Raw genomic sequence first — 20,721 nt, forward strand, 5'->3', positions numbered from 1 at the left:
CGCGAAGCGCAAGACAAAACCCGCGAGTAGGCAAATCGGGTGAACCGGCGTCATAGCGCCTCCGGGCTTCGCTCCCACCCTCGCACGGAGCACGACCACGAGGAGAAAACGGAGGGGCGGCGACCATGAGTCGGGGCGAATGGTCCGTCGGCTGCCGGGATCTGGCCGGCAGGCGCAGGGACGTGACGGTGTTCGTCAGTCAGGACAAAGTAGTGCTGGTCGCGCCGCCGGGCGAGGCCGCGGTGCTCGGCCCGCTCGACGTCGGACGGCTGCGCGCCGCCCTGCGTGACGCCGTCGTCGCGACGGCGGACGAGACGGCCGAACCGTGAGCCGAAGACACTGACAACTACCGTTCCTACTTTTCAGTAGGTTAGAGTCGGCCCGTCGACGGAAGGGACCGGCCATGACGACCTACTTCGTGACGGGCGCGACGGGCTTCATCGGGAAGCGCCTGGTCGCCCGCCTGCTGCGGCGGCCGGAGACGTCCGCCGTGTACGCGCTGGTCCGCGAGACCTCCCGGGAACGCCTGGCCAAGCTGGCCCAGGACTGGCCGGGTGCGGACAAGCTCCACCCCGTGGTCGGCGACCTCGCCGAACCCCGGCTCGGCGTCGACCCGGCCGGGGTGGGGCACCTCGACCACGTCGTCCACCTCGGCGCGATCTACGACCTCACCGCCGGTGAGGACGCCAACCGGCGCGCCAACGTCGAGGGCACCCGGCACCTGCTCGCCTTCGCCTTGGCCGCGGAGGCGGGACTGGTGCACCACGTGTCCTCGATCGCCGTCGCGGGCGACCACGCCGGGCGGTTCACCGAGGCCGACTTCGACCTCGGCCAGCACTTCGGCTCGCCGTACCACGCGACGAAGTTCCAGGCCGAGAAGCTCGTCCGCGAGCAGTCCCTGCCCTTCCGCGTCTACCGGCCCTCGGCCGTCGTCGGCGATTCGCGCACCGGCGAAATGGACAAGGTCGACGGCCCGTACTACTTCTTCCCCACGATCTCGCGGCTCGCGGCTCTGCCCGCGCGGCTCCCGCTCGCCGCGCCCGGCCTCGGCGCGACGAACCTGGTGCCGGTCGACTACGTCGTCGAGGCGATGGAGCACCTGATGCACCGGGACGCGCCGTCCGGGGCGACCTATCACCTCGCCGCCGCCCGGCCGCAGTCGCTCAACTCCGTCTACAACGCCTTCGCGCGCGCCGCCGGCGGGCCGAGGATCCGGGCTGTGCTGCCGGCGCGGCCGTCCGGGGTCGTGCGGCGCGTGGGCACCCGGCTCGCGCACGCGGCAGCGAACGGCGTCGACCGCGTGCCCGGCGGCCGGGCCGCCCGTGCCGCCGTCCTCGATGAGCTGGGCATTCCCCTCGAAGTGCTGCCGCACCTGAGCACGGACGTCGTCTTCGACACCGCGCGCACGACGACCGCGTTGTTCGGCAGCGGCATCGAACTGCCGGAGCTGCGCGACTACGCGGCGCCGCTCTACCGGTACTGGCAGGCCCACCTCGACCCCGACCGCGCGCGCCGCCGGCACGGGCTGGCCGGACGCACGGTGCTGATCACCGGCGCGTCGTCCGGGATCGGCCGGGCGTCGGCACTCGCCGTGGCACGCAAGGGCGCGAAGGTGATCCTCGTGGCCCGGCGTGCTTCGGAGCTCGAAGAGGTCCGCGACGAGATCACCGCGGCCGGCGGCGCTTCCGCGGCGTACCCCTGCGACCTCACCGACGGCGACGCCGTCGACGCGCTGGTCAAGGACGTGCTCGGCGACCACGGCGCGGTCGACATGCTGGTGAACAACGCCGGCCGGTCGATCCGGCGCTCGGTCGCGCTGTCCACCGAACGCTTCCACGACTACGAGCGCACGATGGCCATCAACTACTTCGGGCCGGTGCGGCTGATCCTCGGCTTCCTGCCGTCGATGGCCGAGCGCCGGTTCGGCCACGTCGTCAACGTCACGACCCAGGGCCTGCAGACCGACACCCCGCGCTTCTCGGCGTATCTGGCGTCGAAGGCCGCGTTGGAAGAGTTCGGGCTGACGGCGGGCCGCGAGACGCTGTCGGACGGCATCACGTTCACGTCGGTGCGGATGCCCCTGGTCCGGACGCCGATGATCGCGCCGACCGGCTACCGCGGCATCCCGTCGAGCAGCCCGGAACGCGCGGCCGCGCTCGTGGTGAAGGCCTTGGCGGACCGGCCGGAAATCCTCAGCCTGCCCGAAGGCCGGGCCGCCGAGCTGGCGACGCTCACCGCGCCGCGGCTCGCCCGGTTCGCCGCGCACCTCGCCTACCGGGCGATGCCGGAGTCCGCGCCCGAGGCGCGCGGCCTGCCCCGCCCGCCCGCGCCGGCGGCGGTCGCGGCGGCGGTCACCCGCCTGTTCTGGCGTCGCCGCGCCTGATCCCCTCGAATTCCGCCGAAACCCTGGCACTGGAGACGACGGTACTTCTACCCTCGCGCGAGTCCCGTACATCGGTACGGGCGTGAACTGGGGAGTTCGGAATGCCGGATATCAGCAGTACTGGGGAACGATCCGCCATGGCCGCCGAGACGGCCGCCATCGGCACCGCCCGGCGCACCATCGGGTGACGCAAGGGGCCGGAGCCGGGGTGCGCGCCGCCCGGCTCCGGCCCCCGGGCTGCCGCGAAACTCCGCCCCGCCCGGCCGAAAGGTCTTGAATGACTCATTCAGGACCTCCGAAGACCTGAATGACTCATTCAAGACGTCCGGCCGCGCCGGGGTGGACCGGCGGGCCCGGTGGTGCTGTCCAAGCCGGTGCCGAGCCAGGCCGCTACCATCGCTTTCCGGGTGTGATCGGGGAGCGGAAGGCGGGCTGGCGTGGACGTGGCGAGTCCTGCGCGCGCCGCCGCCCCGGAACCCCGGCCCGCGAAACCCGCCCGGCCGCTGCTGCGCTGGGGCGTCCACGCCGGCTGGGTGATCCTGCTGGCACTGGCCACCGAACTGCGCGTCGGCCGCTTCGGGTTCCACCCCTCCGACCAGGGCTTCATCCTCGCCCAGGCGTGGCGCGTGCTGCACGGCGAAGTCCCGCACGCCGACATCATCTCCGCGCGCCCGCTCGGGTCCGCGGTGCTGCACGTCGTCGACTACGCCCTCCCGATGCCGCTGTTCTTCGGGTCGAGCTTCCTTTCGATGATCGAGATCATCGTCGCCACCATCGCCTTCGCCACGCTGGTCACCCGCCGCCGGGTGCTCGACTGGGGCCCGGGCATGACCGCGATGGTCGCGGCGGCGTCGCTGATCAACCTCAACGCCTTCCCGCTGATGGCCTGGCACACGGTCGACGGCATCGCGCTCACCGCGTGCGGCGCCTGGGCACTCGACGCCGGCCTCAGCGGAGACCGCGCGCTCGCCCGGCGCGGCGGGCTGGTGCTGCTCGGCTGCGCGGTGTTCGTCAAGCAGAGCTTCGCCTTCGCCGCGGTGATCGGCGTGCTGTGGCTGCTGCTGCACCCGGCCACCCGCGCGGGTGCGCTGCGGACGGCGCGCTGGTGGCGGCGGCTCGTCCTCGACCTGCTCGCGCTCGGCGCGCCGGGGCTGGCGTACGTGGCCTGGGTGAGCCTCGGCGGCGGGTTCGCCGAAATGGTCGAGCAGCTGACCGGGGGCGTGCCCGCGTACGGCCAGCGGCTGCTCGGGCTCTGGCTCGAAGACCCCGAGGTGCTGACCCGCGCACCGATGCGGGAACTGGGCTTCTTCGCCGCGATCGCCGTCGTGCTGCTGGCCGTCCGGCTGCCCGGTGACCGGCTCGGCGCGGCCGGGCGCGCCGCGTCCTGGGTGCTCGTTCTCGCCGGTGCGGCCGCCGTCGTCTGGACCGTCGTCGACGGCCGGTTCACCGGTTCCTCGCGCTGGGCGGACGTCCTGTGGTGGATCGTCGCGGTCAGCGTGCCGGTCAACGCGGCCGTCACGCGGAAGGTGCCGTGGGCCGGCCTGCTCGTGCTCGCGACCGGGTTCATGACCAGCCTGTCGTGGGGCAACGACACGCCGACGCTGCTCACCGGCACCCTCGCGCTGACGGCGTTGCTGCTGCTGAGCCACCTCGTCCCGCCGCGGCCGCGGCTCGCGCGCCGCTGGGTGACGGCGACGGCGGGCCTGACGGCGGTGGCGGTGTGCGGCTGGGTCGTCGTCGCGCGCCACGACCAGGCGGCCTACCTCGACCTCGGGCACGACCGGCTGACCGCCGACCTCGGCGACGTCAGCCCGAAGATGGCCGGCATCCGCACCAATCCCTCGACGCACACGTTCGTCCGGCAGATCCGCGACTGCCTCGCGCAGTTCCCGGCCGCGAAGACGGCGATCCTGCCGGACAGCACGTTCGCCTACCCCGCGTTCGGCCTGCGCAACCCGTTCCCGCTGGAGTGGCCGCTGCCGCTGGAGATCGTCGGCGACGCACCCGAGCGGATGCTCGCGACGGCCGACGAGCTGAACCGCGACGGCGGCTACCTGGTGCTGTTCGAGACGGATTCGATCCGGATGCTCGCGACCGGCGGCCCGGTGCCGGAGTCGATCCCGATCGACACACCGGTGTTCGACTACCTCGGCCTGGAGAAGGCGATCCAGGCCCGGCTCACGGGCCGCGCGGTCACCTGCGGCAGCTTCGTCGGGAAGTACGCGCCCTAGTTCTCACTCGCCCCGGACCAGCTCGAGCAGGGTCTCCGGGACGTCGTCGCCGAACAGGCTCTCGAGGAGGACGGCGTCGTCGATCGGCGTCGCGGCGCGGACGAACATGGCTTCCTCGTACTGCGCGATGGCGGCCTCGACGTCGCCGGGATGCGCGGCCAGGGCCTGACCGAGCTCCGCGCCGTCGAGCATGGCGAGGTTGGCGCCTTCGCCGTTCGGGGGCGCGAGGTGCGCGGCGTCGCCGACGAGGGTCACGCCCGGCACGCGGGCCCACCGGAGCCCGACCGGCAGCGAGTAGTGCGGGCGCAGGACCGGGGTGGTGTCCCCGTCGGTGATCAGCGCGGTGAGCTCCGGCGCCCAGCCCTCGAACTCCGCCGCGACGCGCGCGGCGGACGCGGCCGGATCGGTGAAGTCGATGGCCGTGAACCAGTCCAGCGGCCGGTTGAGCGACACGTAGGTGTGCAGGGTGTCGCCGCTTTCGCGGTGGGCGTTGATCCCTTCGTCCGGCGAGCCGCCGTGCGCGACCATCGACCCGCCGCCGACCGCCTTGGCGGTCTCGGGGTGGCGGGAGTCGGCGAGGAACAGGTACGTCTCGACGAACGCCGTGCCTTCGTACACCGGAGTGGCGTCGGTCAGCAGCGGCCGGACCTTCGACCAGGCGCCGTCCGCGCCGACAAGCAGGTCGGTGACGACACTGGTGCCGTCCTCGAAGGTCACTTCGTGGCGGCCGTCGTCGAGGGTGCGGGCCCCGGCGGCCTTGTGCCCCCACCGGACGGTGCCCTCCGGGAGCGCGTCGAGCAGCATGCGGCGCAGCTCGCCGCGCTGCACTTCGGGACGGCCGCCCGTGCCGTCGTCGGTCTTCTCGTACAGCAGGTTCGCGTCCCGGTCGAGGATCCGCATCGCTTGGCGGCCTTCGAGGATGAGCTCGCGGAACTCGTCCTCCAGGCCGGCGGCTTCGACGGCGAGCTGCCCGTTGTAGTCGTGGATGTCGAGCATCCCGCCCTGCATGCGCGCCATCGGGGAGGACTCGGCCTCGTGGACGGTGACGGGGATGCCGTGGACGTGCAGGACCCGGGCCAGGGTGAGGCCGCCGAGGCCGGCGCCGATGATCGTGACGTTCATGGATGCTCCTTCGGTTCGGTTCGCGACAACCGAAGAGTGGCGGGGGTGCCTGGTGCGGGCCGCACACCGCGCTGGCACGCCGCTGGCACCCGCTGTCAGTCGGCCAGCAGGTCGTCCGGGCTGCCGTTCGCCAGCGCCGCCAGGACGTCGAGGGCGGCGGCCAGCGTCGGCACCGGCGGGGCCGACACGGCGATCCGCACGGCGTTCGGCGCGTGGCCCGGCAGCACCGCGAACGCCGCGGCAGGCAGCAGGGCGATGCCCCGGCGGGCCGCCGCCGCGACGAACGTCTCCGCCCGCCACTGCTCCGGCAGCTCCCACCAGCGGTGGTAGGACGCCGCGTCGCCCCGCAGTCCCGGCAGCTTCGCCTCGACGACTGACGCCCGCGCGGCGGCGTCCGCGCGTTTCGCGGCTTCGACTTCGGCGAGGGTGCCCGTGACGATCCACTGCGTCGCCGCTTCGACGGCGAAGCGCGACGCGGCCCACGCACCCGAGCGGACCGACGACGCCAGCCGCGCGGTCCAGGCCGGCGGCGCCACCAGGAATCCCGCCGTGAGGCCGGGCGCGACGCGCTTGGACAGGCTGTCGACGAAGACCGTCCGCTCCGGCGCGTACGCGGCGAACGGCCGGACGTCGTCGCGCAGGAAGGTGTAGATGCCGTCTTCGATCACCGGCAGGTCCAGCCGCGCGGCGACGGCGGCGAGCTCTTCGCGCCGCTTCGGCGGCATGGTCGTGCCGAGCGGGTTGTGCAGGGTCGGCTGGACGTAGAGCGCGCGCACCGGCCCTGCCTCGGCCAGGGCGGCCGGCACGAGTCCGTGTTCGTCGGTGTCGATGGGGACCAGCTCCACGCCGAGCCTCGCCGCGACGGCCTTCACGACCGGGTAGGTCAGCGACTCGACCGCGAGCCGCTCCCCCACCGGCACGAACGCGGCGATCGCGGCCGCGATGGCCTGCCGACCGTTGCCGGTGAAGAGCACGGCTGCGGGGTCCGGCCGCCAGTCGCCACGGGTGAGCAGCGCGGCCGCGGCTTCCCGGGCGGTGGTAGTTCCCGCAGCACCGATCGGGTGCAGGGCCGCGGTGAGGACGTCGTCGCGCAGCAGGGGTTCGAGTGCTTTGGCGAGCCGGGCGCTCTGGTCGGGCAGGACGGCGAAGTTGAGCTCGAGATCGACGCGGGCGTCCCCGGGTTCGGCGAGCGCGGGTTCGGGCGGCGGTTTCGCGGCCCGCACGAAGGTGCCACGCCCGACCTCACCGACGGCCAGGCCGCGCCGCACGAGCTCACCGTAGACGCGGGCGGCGGTGGAGTTCGCGAGACCGCGCTGCCGCGCGAAGCGGCGCTGCGGAGGGAGCCGGTCCCCGGGGCGGAGGCGGCCGGCCTCGATGTCGGCGGCGAGGGCGTCCGCGACGACGCGGTAGTCGTCCATGTCCACCTTTCCGCTTTCGATCGCTCCTGAGCATGATCCCAGCCCGCTAGATTGGCGGTGGAGGTGCCATGACCGACCAGAACTGGGCCGAAGTCGACGACTACTTCACCGGCGCGCTGCTCTCCCCCGATCCGGTGCTCGACGACGCACTCGCCGACTCGGCCGCCGCCGGGTTGCCGCGCATCGCCGTCGCGCCCAACCAGGGCAAGCTGCTGAACCTGCTGGCCCGGCAGGCCGGGGCCCGCTCGATCCTGGAGGTCGGCACGCTCGGCGGGTACAGCACCATCTGGCTGGCCCGCGCGCTCCCGGCCGGCGGCAAGCTGGTGACCTGCGAGTACGAGCCCAAGCACGCCGAAGTCGCGAAGGCCAACCTGGCGCGGGCGGGCTTCGGCGAGGACGTCGTCGACATCCGCGTCGGCGCCGCGCTCGACACGCTGCCGACGCTCACCGGGCCGTTCGACTTCATCTTCGTCGACGCCGACAAGAACAACCTCGGGAACTACGTGCGCGCGGTGCTGGACCTGTCGCGGCCGGGCACGACGATCGTCGTCGACAACGTCGTCCGGGCCGGCCGGGTGATCGACGCGGGCAGCACCGACCCGGACGTCCTCGGCGTGCGCGAGATGGTCGACGTCCTCGCCGCCGAGCCGCGGCTGGACGCGACCGCCGTGCAGACCGTGGGCACCAAGGGACACGACGGGTTCGTGCTGGCCCTGGTCCGCTGACTCACCGCGGCGGCCGCACCACCGGCGGCGGGGCCACGACGATCTTCCGGTCCGGCACAGGCTGGTGGGCCGCCGTCATGAACCCGCGCCAGATGTCGGCCGGGACGACGTCGCCGGTGAGCTTCGCGCCGTTCGCGTCGACCAGCCGGCGATCGTCGTCGGAGCCGATCCAGACCGCGGCGGCCAGCTGCGGGGTGTAGCCGACGGCCCAGGCGTCCTGGTTGTCCGGGCTGCTGCCGTGCTCGGCCTCGCCGGTGCGCAGCGCCGCCCCGCCGCCGTCGGTCAGCGTGCCGGTGACGTCCCGGGCGATGCGGCGGCTCGCGTCTTCGTCCTCGTCGAACGCGGGGCGCGCGGTGTCGGTGTGCTCCCAGACGACCGCGCCGCTCTCGTCGCGCACCTTCGCCACCAGGTGCGGGGTCGTGCGGACGCCGTCGTTCGCGAAGGTCGCGTAGGCGCCGGCCATGTCCAGCGGCCGCAGGGGGTACCGGCCGATCGCGATGCCCGGCCCGATGAGGAAGCCGTCCTTCTCCCGCATGGTCGGCGTGCCGTCGACGGTCTCGGGGATGCCGGCCTGCCGCGCGGTTTCGCTCAGCGCGTCCGGGCCGAGCTTCTTCGCCAGGGCGATGAACGGGCCGTCGGCGTGCGCCTGCATCGCCGTGCGCGGCGTGCACTTGACGCCGCAGACGTCCGGGTACTTGAACTTCTCGCCGAGGAACTCCTGCTCCTCGGGCGCGGGGACCGGCACGTCCGGGCCGTAGCCGCGGCGCAGGGCGGCGGCGAGCGTGAAGGGGTAGAACGCCGAGCCTGCCGCGTGCGGCGTGCTCGCGTAGTCGCGGACGCCCTGGTCGCCGCCCTGGTAGACGCGCACGGCACCGGTCTTCGGGTCGACGGCGACCACCGCGCCGCGGAACTCCTTCGGCTCGCCCTTCAGCCTGTCCTGCAACGCCTTCTTCGCGGCGTCCTGCAGGCCGTGGTCCAGCGTGGTCACGACGGTCATGTTGCCCTGCTGGAGCCGGCCGAGCGGGAAACCGTCCTGCTCGAGCTCGGCCAGGACCTGCTGCTTGATGTGGAACTCGTCGTAGGTGAGGCGGCCCGCGCGGGTCTCCGACGGCGCCTGGATCTCTTCGCCGGGGTAGGCCATCGGCTCGCCGGCCTTGACGTATCCGCGGGCCACGAGCTTGTCGTGCACGTACTGCCAGCGCCGGGCGGCGTGCGCGTCGCCGGACGCGGCCGGGTCGTGCACCGACGGCGACTGGATCATCCCGGCGAGGAAGGCGGCTTCGCTCCACGTCATCGAGTCGTCGAGCTTCTTGCCGAAGTAGGCGTTCATCGCCGCGGCGGGCCCGAACGTGCCGCGGCCGAAGGAGATGATGTTGACGTAGCTCTCGAAGATCTGTTCCTTGCTCTGTTCCTGGGTGATCTTCGTGGACAGGACGAGCTCGGCGAACTTGCGGCCGATGGTCGCGTCGTCGTCGCCGGTGGACTTCTTGATGTACTGCTGGGTGATCCCGGACCCGCCGCCGACGCCGGTGAGGAACGCGCGGCCGATGCCGGTCGGGTCGAAGCCCTGGTTGTCCCAGAAGGTCGGGTCTTCGGTGGCGATGATGGCGTCACGCAGCTTCTCGGGCACCTGCGAGTAGGGCACGAACGTCCGGTCGCCGTCGGCCGGGATCACCTTGAGCAGCGGCGACCCGTCCGAGTACTGCAGGACGACGGTCTTGTCGAGCCCGGCGAGGACCTCTTGCGGGCTGCGGACGTCGAGCACGAGGTAGGCGACCCAGAAGGCGATCAGCGGTACGCCGACGAGCAGCCCGAAGGTCCAGTACCCGATGCGTCGGATCCGCCGCCACCTCCGGCGTCGCGGGGTGTCCGGCTGCTCGTTCTCTTCCTCTATTTCCTCGGTCGCCAAGGTCACGAATGGATGACGGCCGAACGGGTGAGGAGGTTCTGTGGAGAACTAACGAGGTTGTTCGAATCCTGTCAAGACTTCTGTCAAGACCTCGATCAGGCCAGGAACGCGCGCAGAAGGGAAGCCGTGCCTTCGATGTGTTCCGCCATGGCCTGGCGGGCCGCGGGGGCGTCGCCGGCCAGGATCGCGTCGACGATCGCCTCGTGCTGGGCGTTCGAGTGCTCGAGGTTGGGCGGGAGCAGCGGGATCCGGTCGAGCAGCTGGTTGACGCGGGTGCGGGCGTCGGCCATCGCCGTGGTCAGGGAGCCGGACGCGGTCACCTCGGCGATCGCGAGGTGCAGGCGGGAGTCCTTGCGGCGGTAGTCGTCGAGGTCCGCGCTCGCGGCTTCGGCGAGCGTGCCGGTGAGGTGCCGGCGGTCGGCGGGGCTGAGCGAGCGGGCGGCGGCCATCTCCGCCGCGCCGGTCTCGAGGACGTAGCGGAGGCACAACGCGTCCTCGATGCCGACGGCGTCGACCTTGCCGTCGGGCGCGGGCGGTCCGGGCAGGGTGTCGTGCACGAAAGTGCCGCCGTAGCGGCCTCGCCGTGACTCGACGTAACCGGCATCGGCGAGGGCCCGGATGGCTTCGCGCAGCGTGACGCGGCTGACCCCGAGCCGTTCGGCGAGCTCCCGCTCCGACGGCAGCCGCTCCCCCGCACCGACGACGCCGAGGCGGATGGCCTGGAGCAGCCGCTCGACGGTCTCCTCGAAGGCGTTGCCCGCGCGGACCGGCCGGAACAGCGCTTCACCGGCATTCACCACCGAGGTCGGTTCCATCCCGCGAGTTTAGGCCGCGGCGTGTGGATCACCCCCGGCGCGGCGCACCTTCGGAGTGGCCACGGATGATCGCTGTCGGTGACAATGCTGTTCGCGCGCGGAAAACAGGTGGAACCCGACGGCCACGGTCGGCGACGATGGCACCACCGAAACCGAACATCGACGCAGGGGGCGATCCGGTGCACTTCCTCATGGCCGAGGATCTGGTTCACGAGCGCGAGAACGAGCTGCGGCACGGAGTCCGCAACCGCCCTCCGGGGCGGGCGACGCCGAGCCGCAGCCCGGGAACGAGAAAACAGCAGCTCGGCTGGAGACTGGTCGAGGTGGGGTTGAAGCTGGCGGTGGAAGACGAGGACCGGCGGAACTGACCCGCCAAGCGGCACTTTCCCTACGAAAGCTGCGCCGTCAGCACTCGATGACGTTCACCGCCAGGCCGCCGCGGGCGGTCTCCTTGTACTTCACGCTCATGTCCGCGCCCGTCTCGCGCATCGTCTTGATCGCCTTGTCCAGCGTCACCACGTGACTGCCGTCGCCGCGCATCGCCATCCGGGCCGCGTGGATCGCCTTCGAGGCACCCACCGCGTTGCGCTCGATGCACGGGATCTGGACCAGCCCGCCCACCGGGTCGCACGTCAGGCCGAGGTGGTGCTCCACCCCGATCTCCGCGGCGTTCTCCACCTGGGCCGGCGAGCCGCCCAGCACCTCCGTCAGCCCCGCCGCCGCCATCGCCGAAGCCGAGCCGACCTCGCCCTGGCAGCCGACCTCCGCGCCCGAGATCGAGCCCGTCTGCTTGAGGATCGAGCCGATCGCGGCCGCCGTGAGCATGAACGTCACGATGCCGTCGTCGGTCGAGTGCCGGATGAACCGCTGGTAGTAGTGCAGCACCGCCGGGATGATCCCCGCCGCGCCGTTGGTCGGCGCCGTGACCACGCGCCCGCCCGCGGCGTTCTCCTCGTTCACCGCCAGCGCGTACAGGCTGACCCAGTCCATCGCGTACAACGGGTCGTCCGCGCCGTCCTCGGCCAGGAGCTTCTCGTGCAACGCCTTCGCGCGACGCGGCACCTTCAGCCCGCCCGGCAGGACGCCTTCGTGCGTGCAGCCGTTGCGGACGCACTCGGCCATGACCGCCCAGATCGCCAGGAGCCCGGCCCGCACCTCGTCGCGCGAACGCCAGGACAGCTCGTTCGCCATCATGATCTCGCTGATCGGCAGCCCGGTCGACGCGCAGTGCCCGAGCAGGTCCGCGCCCGTGCGGAACGGGTACGGCACCGGCGTCGAGTCCTCGACGAACACCGTGTCGGTCTCGTACGACTCGTCGCGGACGAAACCGCCGCCCACCGAGTAGTACGTCCGCTCGCGCAGCAGCGAACCGGACGCGTCGAACGCGCGGAACACCATGCCGTTCGGGTGCGCCGGCAACGACTTGCGCCGGTGCATCGTGAGGTCGTTGTCCTCGTCGAACGCGATCTCGTGCGTGCCGCCCAGCAGCAGCCTGCCGGACTCGCGGATCTCCGCGACGCGAATCGGCACGGTGTCGGTGTCGATCCCTTCGGGACGCTCGCCCGAAAGCCCGAGCAGGACGGCTTTGTCGCTGCCGTGGCCGAACCCGGTCGCGCCGAGCGAGCCGAAGAGCTCCGACTGGACGCGGGCGGTGCGGCCGAGGTCGTCGCCGAGTCCGTCCACAAAGGTCAGTGCCGCTCGCATCGGCCCGACGGTGTGGGAGCTCGACGGGCCGATGCCGATGGAAAACAGGTCGAAGACGCTGATCGCCATTGATCCGCCCCTTCCTATCGCGCCAGCAGGGAGCTGGCTTCTTGCGCGGCCGGGCCCTGGTCGGCGAGGTGCTGCAGGTTCGCCGGCAGCTCCTCCCCACGGTAGCCCTTGGTCTGCGCGTACAGGCGTCCCGCGCGGTAGGACGACCGGACGAGCGGTCCGGCCATCACACCGGCGAAGCCCATCGCCTCGGCAGCCTTCGAATGCTCGACGAACTCCTCCGGCTTCACCCACCGGTCCACCGGGTGGTGCCGCGGCGACGGACGCAGGTACTGCGTGATCGTCAAGATCTCGCAGCCCGCGTCCACCAGGTCCTGCATCGCCGGAGCGACCTCGTCAGGCGTCTCGCCCATACCCAGGATAAGGTTGGACTTCGTGACCAGGCCGAATTCACGGGCCTTGGTGATGACTTCCAGGGAACGCGCGTACCGGAACCCGGGACGGATCCGCTTGAAGATCCGCGGCACCGTCTCCACGTTGTGCGCCAACACCTCGGGACGCGAACCGAACACCTCGGCCAACTGCGCCGGGTCCGCGTTGAAGTCCGGGATCAGCAACTCCACACCCGTACCCGGGTTCAAGTCGTGGATCTGCCGGACGGTCTCCGCATACAGCCAGGCACCGCCGTCCTCAAGGTCATCCCGAGCCACACCGGTGACCGTCGAGTAGCGCAGACCCATCGCTTGAACGGACTCCGCGACCTTCCGCGGCTCAGTCCGATCCAGCTCAGCCGGCTTACCGGTATCGATCTGGCAGAAGTCGCACCGACGCGTGCACTGGTCACCACCGATGAGGAACGTGGCTTCCCGGTCTTCCCAGCACTCGTAGATGTTGGGACAACCGGCCTCTTCACACACCGTGTGCAAGCCTTCGCGGCGCACGAGACCCTTGAGTTCGGTGAACTCCGGCCCCATCCGCACCCGCGTCTTGATCCACGGCGGCTTCTTCTCGATCGGCGTCTCACTGTTGCGCACCTCGAGACGCAGCAGCTTCCGGCCCTCGGGCAGCGCGCTCATCGCGAAAGGTCCGCGTACAACGGGTGCTTCGCCGCCAGCGCTTCGACGCGGTCGCGCAGCTTCGAACGCAGGGCGTCGTCGAAGTCCGGCTTCAAAGCCTCCGCGATGACGTCGGCGACCTCGGTGAAGTCGTCGGCCTGGAAGCCGCGGGTGGCCAGTGCCGGCGTACCGATCCGCAGGCCCGACGTGATCATCGGCGGGCGCGGGTCGAACGGGACGGCGTTGCGGTTGACCGTGATGCCGACCTCGTGCAGCCGGTCCTCGGCCTGCTGACCGTCCAGAGTGGACTGGACGAGGTCGACGAGCACCAGGTGGACGTCGGTGCCGCCGGTCAGCACGCGCACTCCGGCGTCCGCACAATCCGACTGGGACAAGCGAGAAGCCAGGATCCGCGAACCCTCCAGGGTGCGCTGCTGGCGCTCCTTGAACTCCTCGCTCGCGGCGATCTTCAGCGCGACGGCCTTGGCCGCGATGACGTGTTCCAGGGGCCCGCCCTGCTGACCCGGGAACACCGCCGAGTTGATCTTCTTCGCCAGCTCCTGGCGCGACAGGATGAGCCCGCCGCGCGGGCCGCCGAGGGTCTTGTGCGTGGTCGTGGTGACGATGTCGGCGTGCGGCACCGGCGACGGGTGCAGCCCGGTCGCGACCAGCCCGGCGAAGTGCGCCATGTCCACCATCAGGCGGGCGTCGACGAGATCGGCGATGCGGCGGAACTCGGCGAAGTCGAGCTGACGCGGGTACGCCGACCAGCCGGCGATGATCAGCTTCGGCTTGTGCTCGACAGCCAGGCGTTCGATCTCGGCCAGGTCGACGATCCCGGTCTCTTTGTCGACGTGGTAGGCGACGACGTTGTAGAGCTTGCCCGAGAAATTGATCTTCATCCCGTGCGTCAGGTGGCCGCCGTGCGCCAGGTCGAGGCCGAGGATCGTGTCGCCGGGCTTGAGCACGGCGAACATCGCGGCGGCGTTGGCCTGCGCGCCGGAGTGCGGCTGGACGTTGGCGTGCTCGGCGCCGAACAGCGCCTTCGCGCGGTCGATCGCGAGCTGCTCGACGACGTCGACGTGCTCGCAGCCACCGTAGTAGCGGCGGCCGGGGTAACCCTCGGCGTACTTGTTGGTCAGCACCGAACCCTGCGCCTCGAGCACGCCCACCGGGGCGAAGTTCTCGGAGGCGATCATCTCCAGGGTGGACTGCTGGCGGGTCAGTTCGTCGGCGACGGCCGCAGCGACCTCGGGGTCGACTTCGGACAGGTGCTGGTCGAACGTCGTCATCAGTTCTCCTGGGTGAGCGCGGCGTACGCGGCGGCGTCGAGCAGTTCGGGCACGTCACCGGAGAGACGCACCTTCAGCAGCCAGCCTTCCGTGTACGGGTCCTCGTTGATGACCTCGGGGCGGTCCGATGTGGCCTCGTTCACCTCGACGACCTCGCCGGACACGGGCGCGTACAGCTCGCTGACCGACTTGGTCGACTCGACCTCGCCGAACACCTCGCCCGCGGTCACGGTCGAGCCGGCGTCGGGAAGCTGGACGAACACGATGTCACCGAGCGACTCGGCGGCGAAGGCGGTGATGCCGACGGTGGCGACGCCGTCCTCGACGTTCAGCCACTCGTGTTCCTTGGTGTACTTCAGGTTCTCGGGGATGCTCATGGTGAAAGTCCTTTACGCGCGGGAGTAGAAGGGCAGGGCGACGACCTCGACGGGCTCGATCCTGCCCCGGATGTCGACGGAAAGTTCGGTGCCGGGCTCGGCGTACGCCCGATCGACGTACGCCATGGCGATCGGGTAACCCAGCGTGGGCGACAGCGCCCCACTGGTGACCTCGCCGATCTCGACGCCGTCCGACAGCAGCTTGTAGCCGTGCCGCGGAGCGCGACGACCCGCGCCCTTGAGCCCGACCCGCACGCGCGGGACGTCCTGCTTGGACCGCTCCTCCAGCGCCGCGCGGCCGACGAAGTCGCCCGGCTTCTCGAACTTGACGACGCGCCCGAGCCCGGCTTCGAAGGGGCTCTGGTCGAGGGTGAGTTCGTTGCCGTACAACGGCATCCCGGCTTCCAGCCGCAGCGTGTCGCGGCACGCCAGGCCCGCCGGGACCAGGCCGTGGCCCTCGCCCGCCTCGGTGAGGATCCGCCAGACCGCCGGTGCCTCGTCGGCCGGGACGAACAGCTCGAAGCCGTCTTCGCCGGTGTAGCCGGTGCGGGCGAGCAGGACCTCGTGGCCCTTCACGACCGCCGGCACGCTGGCGTAGTACTTGAGCGCGCCCAGGTCGGCGTCGGTGACGGCGCCGAGGATCGCGGCGGCGTTCGGGCCCTGGACGGCGATCAGCGCGGTCGTCTCGGACCGGTCGTCCACCACGGCGTCGAAGCCCGCGACCCGCTCGGCCAGCGCGTCCGCGACGACCTTCGCGTTGCCCGCGTTCGCGACGACCAGGTAGTGCTCGTCGGCGAGCCGGTAGACGACCAGGTCGTCCAGCACGCCGCCGGAGGCGTCGCAGATCATCGTGTACCGCGCCCGGCCCGGCTTGACCCCGGTGAGGTTGCCGACCAGCGCGAAGTCCAGGACGTCGGCCGCCTGCTTGCCGGTGACGTGGATTTCGGCCATGTGCGAGAGATCGAACAGCCCGGCCGCCTCGCGGACGGCCTTGTGCTCGGCCAGCTCGCTGGCGTAGCGGACCGGCATGGACCAGCCGGCGAAGTCGGTGAACAGCGCACCGAGTCCCTTGTGGACGCCGTGCAGTGAGGTTTCCTTCGACACTGGGGTTCAGCCTTCGTAAGCGTTGAGGGGCGGGCAGGAGCACACGAGGTTGCGGTCGCCGCGGGCGCCGTCGATGCGGCGGACCGGCGGCCAGTACTTGTTCTTGCGCGACACCCCGGCCGGGTACACGGCCAGCTCGCGGTCGTAGGGCTTGTCCCACTCCCCGACCAGCGTCTCCGCGGTGTGCGGGGCGCCCCGCAGCGGCGACTCCTCCGCACTCCACTTGCCGGCGGCCACCTCGTCGATCTCGGCGCGGATGGCGATCATCGCGGCGATGAACCGGTCGATCTCACCCAGGTCCTCGGACTCGGTCGGCTCGACCATCAGCGTGCCCGCGACCGGGAACGACATCGTCGGCGCGTGGAAGCCGTAGTCGATGAGCCGCTTCGCGACGTCGTCGACCGTCACGCCGGTCTCCTTGGTGAGCTGGCGCAGGTCGAGGATGCACTCGTGCGCGACCAAGCCGTCCTGGCCGGTGTAGAGCACCGGGTAGTGCGGGGCCAGGCGCGAGGCGACGTAGTTCGCGGCCAGCACGGCGACCTTCGTGGCCGCGGTCAGGCCGGGCGCGCCCATCATCCGGACGTAGGCCCACGAGATCGGCAGGATCGACGCCGAGCCGTACGGCGCACCGCTGATCGGGCCGACGCCGGTCTCGGGGCCGGCCTGGTCGAGCAGCGGGTGGTTCGGCAGGTACGGCGCCAGGTGCGCGCGCACCGCGACCGGGCCGACGCCGGGGCCGCCACCGCCGTGCGGGATGCAGAAGGTCTTGTGCAGGTTGAGGTGCGAGACGTCGCCGCCGAACTCGCCCGGCTTGGCCAGGCCGAGGAGAGCGTTGAGGTTCGCGCCGTCGACGTACACCTGGCCGCCGCCGTCGTGGACGATCTTGGCCAGCTCGTCGATGTCGTGCTCGTACACGCCGTGCGTGGACGGGTAGGTGACCATGATCGCGGCCAGGGTGTCCCGGTGGGTGTCCACCTTGGACCGCAGGTCGGCCAGGTCGACGTTGCCCTCGTCGGTGCACTTGACGACGACCACGCGCATCCCGGCGAGCACCGCGGACGCGGCGTTGGTGCCGTGCGCGGACGACGGGATCAGGCAGACGTCGCGAGCGTCGTCGCCGTTCGCGCGGTGGTAGGCGCGGATCGCGAGGAGCCCGGCCAGCTCGCCCTGGCTGCCCGCGTTCGGCTGCAGCGACACCTTGTCGTAGCCGGTGACCTCGGCCAGCCAGTCCGCGAGCTGCCCCACGAGCGTGTGGTAACCCTCGGCGTCTTCGGCTGGCGCGAAGGGGTGGATGCCGGCGAACTCGCGCCAGCTGATCGGCTCCATCTCGCTGGTGGCGTTGAGCTTCATCGTGCAGGAGCCGAGCGGGATCATGCCGCGGTCGAGCGCGTAGTCCTGGTCGGACAGGCGGCGCAGGTAGCGCAGCATCGCCGTCTCGGAGCGGTGGCTGCCGAAGACCTCGTGGCCCATGAAGCCGCTCTCGCGGGCCAGGCCGTTCGGCAGGGCGACGCCGTCTTCGACGTCCGCCTCGACGCCGAACGCACGCAGGACCTTCGTGGTGATCGCCGGGGTGCTGACCTCGTCGAAGGCGACCCGCACGTGGTCGGCGTCGATGTGGCCGAGGTTGATCCCGGCCTCGCGGGCGGCCGCGTGGACCTCGGCGGCCTGGCCGGGGACGCGCGCGACGACCGTGTCGAAGAAGGACTCGTGCACGACCTCGACACCGGTCTTCCGGAGAGCCTCCGCGAAGCCCGCGGCCAGGCCGTGGACGCGCTGGGCGATCCGCTTGAGGCCGTCCGGGCCGTGGTAGACCGCGTACATCGCGGCCAGCACGGCCGGGAGGACCTGCGCGGTGCAGATGTTGGACGTCGCCTTCTCGCGGCGGATGTGCTGCTCACGGGTCTGCAGCGCCAGCCGGTAGGCGGAGTTGCCGTCGGCGTCGACCGAGACGCCGACCAGGCGCCCGGGCAGCGAGCGCTCGAGGCCGGAGCGGACGGACATGTACCCGGCGTGCGGGCCGCCGTAGCCGAGCGGGACGCCGAAGCGCTGCGTCGAGCCGGCGGCGACGTCGGCACCGAACTCGCCGGGGGCGGTGATCAGCGTCAGGGCGAGGAGGTCGGCGGCGACGGTGAACAGCGCGCCCGCGGCCTTCGCCGACTCGGAAATCGCGTGGTAGAAGCCGCGTCCGCGCAGCACGCCGGACGCGCCGGGGTACTGGGCGACGACGCCGAAGAAGTCGTCCGGGAGGCCGGTGAGCAGGTCACGGACCTCGACCTCGATGCCGAGGGCCTCGACGCGGGTCCGCACGACGGCGATGGTCTGCGGCAGGCACTCGGCGTCCAGCACGACCTTGTTCGACTTGGACTTCGACGCGCGGCGCATCAGCGTGACGGCCTCGGCGACGGCGGTCGACTCGTCCAGCAGGGACGCGTTCGCGGTGGCCAGGCCGGTCAGGTCGGCGACCATCGTCTGGAAGTTGAGCAGCGCTTCGAGCCGGCCCTGGGAGATTTCCGGCTGGTAGGGCGTGTACGCCGTGTACCAAGCGGGGTTCTCGAGGACGTTGCGGCGGATCACGCCGGGGGTGACGGTGTCGGAGTAGCCCAGGCCGATCATCTGCGTCATCGGGCGGTTGCGCGCGGCGAGAGCGCGCAGCTCCGCGGTGGCTTCCTCTTCGGACGCGGCGGGCGGGAGCCGCAGGTCACGGGTGGCGCGGATGGCGCTCGGGACGGCGGCGCCGACGAGGGCGTCCAGGCTTCCGTAACCGCACTCGGCGAGCATTTTCGCGCGCTCGGCCTCGGACGGGCCGATGTGGCGGGCGTCGAACTGCGTAGAGGTGATCGGGAGCTCCTCGGGCCGGGCACCGGGCACAACGGTGCGCTGGGAACTCCCCCTCTGTCATGGCACCTGAGAGTTTCACCGTGTCAGACACGGCTTTCACCTTGGGTGAGGCGCGGGTGCGCCTGCTTTCCAGAGTGGCCTCGCACGAAGCGGTAGCGGATACCTGAGAGATTCCGGGGAGTTTGCTCCTTCGGTGCCCCACTGACTTCGTGAGGGCTCTCCCGCCTCGGCTCGACGGCCCGATCTGCAGTTGTGGCGGCTACGGTACCTGCCGCCTTCGAGATCCGTCTACTTCACACGGGCAACGCCACATCAGGCTCCGAACGCCGGCCCCGGAGGTCTTGAATGAGTCATTCAGGTCTTCGGAGGTCCTGAATGACTCATTCAAGACGTCCCGGCGACCCGGCGAACCACCTGACCGGCCAGCGCGGGCGGCCGCCGGACCCGGCCGGACGGCAGGACCAGCCGTTTCAGCGGCCCGCCCAGCGGCACCGGCGGGTGGCCGGCCCCCAGCAGCACCTGCTCGACGATCTGCTCGGCGTACCACGCCACCGCGTCGTTGAGCCGGTCCAGCGAGGGACGGTCGCCGTCGAAGACGTCCTCGTCGTCGAGCGTCACCTCGTAGTACGCGCAGCCCGGCGGGATCCCGGCCTCGACGGCGGCTTCGATCGCGCGTGCCCCCTCTTCGGGGTCCGCGAACCCGGCTTCGAGCAGCGGCTCGCGATAAATACGCGCTGCCCGCCCGCGCATGCGGGGGCCGTAGCGGACGACGACCGGAAGCCGTCCGGTCAGGTCGGGCACGGCCAGGCCGTGCAGCAGCATGATCGGCGGCACCGAGTGCACCAGCCGCGGCGCGGGCTCGGCCAGCTCGCGGGCGGTGATCCGGACGCGGTCGGCCATCGCGTCCGGGAGGCCGAAGTAGCGGAAGTCGACGTTGCCGAACCCGAGGCCGTCGGCGACCAGCGACGCCAGCAGCTCGCCGTACCCCCAGATCGGCGACAGCACCACGACCGGCGGCGCGGCGACGACCGGCGACGGCACGGGCGGGCGCGTCGCCTCCTGCTCGGGCACCTGGATCACCAGCCGCGGCGGCTCGTGCCAGTCGTGCACCTCGGCGACCCGCCAGTAGAGCCCGAGCGGCCGCCACAGCTCGCCGAGGACGTCGTGCTCGAGGATCCGGCGCACCTCGGCGTCGTCGTGGGGGAAGTCCCGGGGCGCCACGACGCCGACGTAGTGGTGGTAGGTGACGCGGACCTCGTCGCCGCGGGTCGCCGAGCGGATCCGCATCTCCCAGTCGACCGGCGACGCGGCGATCAGGTTGGCCACCTGCGTGCCGGGCGAGGAGTACACGAGCGCCGTGGCCTGCCGGAGGAACTGCCCGGCCTGGTCGATGCCCTCCCGCAGCGCCTTCGCGGCTTGGGCCACGTGCACCGGGCTGGCGAGGCTCTCGGGCAGCACGCCGGCGACGCGCAGCAGCTCGGCCTCCCCGAGCCCGGTGACCTCGGCGAGCTGCGCCCAGTGGTCGAAGACGGTCACCTTCGGCGCGTGCCGGTGCTCGATCCAGCTGCGCAGCGTCGACGTGGGGACGCCGATGCGTCTCGCGGCCTCGTCCAGGGAGAGCCCGCGCGAGCGGATCCCGGTCCGGACCGCTTCCGCCCACTCGTCGGCGCGCCAGTGCGTCACCTCACAAAGCTAACGAAACCCGCTAGCTTTGCGCAGGGACGAATCGCCCACCCGGC

16 protein-coding genes and 1 riboswitch are annotated in these 20,721 nt (G+C 71.6%); of the genes, 5 read left to right on the forward strand and 11 right to left on the reverse strand.

Features of this window, described 5'->3' with window-relative positions:
• Positions 1 to 125 precede the first annotated feature (125 nt).
• The 3 genes from QQ657_RS19860 (at position 126) to QQ657_RS19870 (ending at position 4,614) form a co-directional block, all read left to right on the forward strand.
• Positions 126 to 329, forward strand: coding sequence for a hypothetical protein (locus tag QQ657_RS19860; protein WP_284743660.1), 204 nt, complete (start codon positions 126 to 128; stop codon positions 327 to 329).
• Between the two features lie 74 nt (positions 330 to 403).
• Positions 404 to 2,383, forward strand: coding sequence for an SDR family oxidoreductase (locus QQ657_RS19865; protein WP_284743661.1), 1,980 nt, complete (start codon positions 404 to 406; stop codon positions 2,381 to 2,383).
• Positions 2,384 to 2,820: 437 nt separating this feature from the next.
• A complete protein-coding gene (locus tag QQ657_RS19870) occupies positions 2,821 to 4,614 on the forward strand; it encodes a hypothetical protein (protein ID WP_284743662.1) in 1,794 nt (597 codons plus the stop codon).
• A gap of 3 nt (positions 4,615 to 4,617) precedes the next feature.
• Here QQ657_RS19870 and QQ657_RS19875 read toward each other — a convergent pair whose 3' ends face one another.
• Positions 4,618 to 5,736, reverse strand: a complete 1,119-nt coding sequence (locus tag QQ657_RS19875; protein ID WP_284743663.1) for an FAD-dependent oxidoreductase — start codon at positions 5,734 to 5,736, stop codon at positions 4,618 to 4,620.
• Between the two features lie 95 nt (positions 5,737 to 5,831).
• Complete coding sequence (locus QQ657_RS19880) at positions 5,832 to 7,154, reverse strand: aminotransferase-like domain-containing protein (RefSeq protein WP_284743664.1); 1,323 nt, start codon at positions 7,152 to 7,154, stop codon at positions 5,832 to 5,834.
• Positions 7,155 to 7,222: 68 nt separating this feature from the next.
• Here QQ657_RS19880 and QQ657_RS19885 point away from each other — a divergent pair, with 68 nt between their 5' ends.
• A complete protein-coding gene (locus QQ657_RS19885) occupies positions 7,223 to 7,879 on the forward strand; it encodes an O-methyltransferase (protein ID WP_284743665.1) in 657 nt (218 codons plus the stop codon).
• Position 7,880: 1 nt separating this feature from the next.
• Here QQ657_RS19885 and QQ657_RS19890 read toward each other — a convergent pair whose 3' ends face one another.
• Together QQ657_RS19890 and QQ657_RS19895 are read right to left on the reverse strand one after the other, a co-directional pair.
• Complete coding sequence (locus QQ657_RS19890) at positions 7,881 to 9,794, reverse strand: transglycosylase domain-containing protein (RefSeq protein WP_284743666.1); 1,914 nt, start codon at positions 9,792 to 9,794, stop codon at positions 7,881 to 7,883.
• 89 nt (positions 9,795 to 9,883) lie between these two features.
• On the reverse strand, positions 9,884 to 10,603 hold the full coding sequence (locus QQ657_RS19895; protein ID WP_284743667.1) for a FadR/GntR family transcriptional regulator: 720 nt from the start codon (positions 10,601 to 10,603) through the stop codon (positions 9,884 to 9,886).
• 65 nt (positions 10,604 to 10,668) lie between these two features.
• On the opposite strand from QQ657_RS19895, the gene QQ657_RS19900 reads away from it, so the two are divergent.
• On the forward strand, positions 10,669 to 10,971 hold the full coding sequence (locus tag QQ657_RS19900; RefSeq protein ID WP_284743668.1) for a hypothetical protein: 303 nt from the start codon (positions 10,669 to 10,671) through the stop codon (positions 10,969 to 10,971).
• Between the two features lie 37 nt (positions 10,972 to 11,008).
• Here QQ657_RS19900 and QQ657_RS19905 read toward each other — a convergent pair whose 3' ends face one another.
• The 7 genes from QQ657_RS19905 to QQ657_RS19935 form a co-directional block, all read right to left on the reverse strand.
• The gene (locus QQ657_RS19905; RefSeq protein ID WP_284743669.1) at positions 11,009 to 12,376 is read right to left on the reverse strand and encodes an L-serine ammonia-lyase; all 1,368 of its coding nucleotides are present in this window, start codon (positions 12,374 to 12,376) and stop codon (positions 11,009 to 11,011) included.
• 14 nt (positions 12,377 to 12,390) lie between these two features.
• A complete protein-coding gene (gene lipA, locus QQ657_RS19910) occupies positions 12,391 to 13,392 on the reverse strand; it encodes a lipoyl synthase (RefSeq protein WP_284743670.1) in 1,002 nt (333 codons plus the stop codon).
• Positions 13,389 to 14,663 (reverse strand): serine hydroxymethyltransferase, encoded by a 1,275-nt coding sequence (gene glyA / locus QQ657_RS19915; RefSeq protein ID WP_284743671.1) that lies wholly within the window; start codon positions 14,661 to 14,663, stop codon positions 13,389 to 13,391. Before glyA ends, lipA begins: the two co-directional genes overlap by 4 nt.
• Entirely contained in the window at positions 14,663 to 15,040 is a 378-nt protein-coding gene (gene gcvH, locus QQ657_RS19920; RefSeq protein WP_284743672.1) for a glycine cleavage system protein GcvH, read from the reverse strand. The genes glyA and gcvH overlap by 1 nt, the downstream gene beginning before the upstream one ends.
• A gap of 12 nt (positions 15,041 to 15,052) precedes the next feature.
• Complete coding sequence (gene gcvT, locus QQ657_RS19925) at positions 15,053 to 16,144, reverse strand: glycine cleavage system aminomethyltransferase GcvT (RefSeq protein WP_284743673.1); 1,092 nt, start codon at positions 16,142 to 16,144, stop codon at positions 15,053 to 15,055.
• Positions 16,145 to 16,150: 6 nt separating this feature from the next.
• Positions 16,151 to 18,982: an aminomethyl-transferring glycine dehydrogenase gene (gene gcvP / locus QQ657_RS19930; RefSeq protein ID WP_284743757.1), complete on the reverse strand. Its 2,832-nt coding sequence runs from the start codon at positions 18,980 to 18,982 to the stop codon at positions 16,151 to 16,153.
• A 140-nt stretch (positions 18,983 to 19,122) separates the two neighbouring features.
• A riboswitch (glycine riboswitch) is annotated at positions 19,123 to 19,216 on the reverse strand.
• A gap of 150 nt (positions 19,217 to 19,366) precedes the next feature.
• On the reverse strand, positions 19,367 to 20,665 hold the full coding sequence (locus QQ657_RS19935) for a helix-turn-helix domain-containing protein (protein ID WP_284743674.1): 1,299 nt from the start codon (positions 20,663 to 20,665) through the stop codon (positions 19,367 to 19,369).
• Positions 20,666 to 20,721 lie beyond the last annotated feature (56 nt).

Source organism: Amycolatopsis ponsaeliensis, assembly GCF_030182635.1.
GTDB classification, from domain to species: domain Bacteria; phylum Actinomycetota; class Actinomycetes; order Mycobacteriales; family Pseudonocardiaceae; genus Amycolatopsis; species Amycolatopsis ponsaeliensis.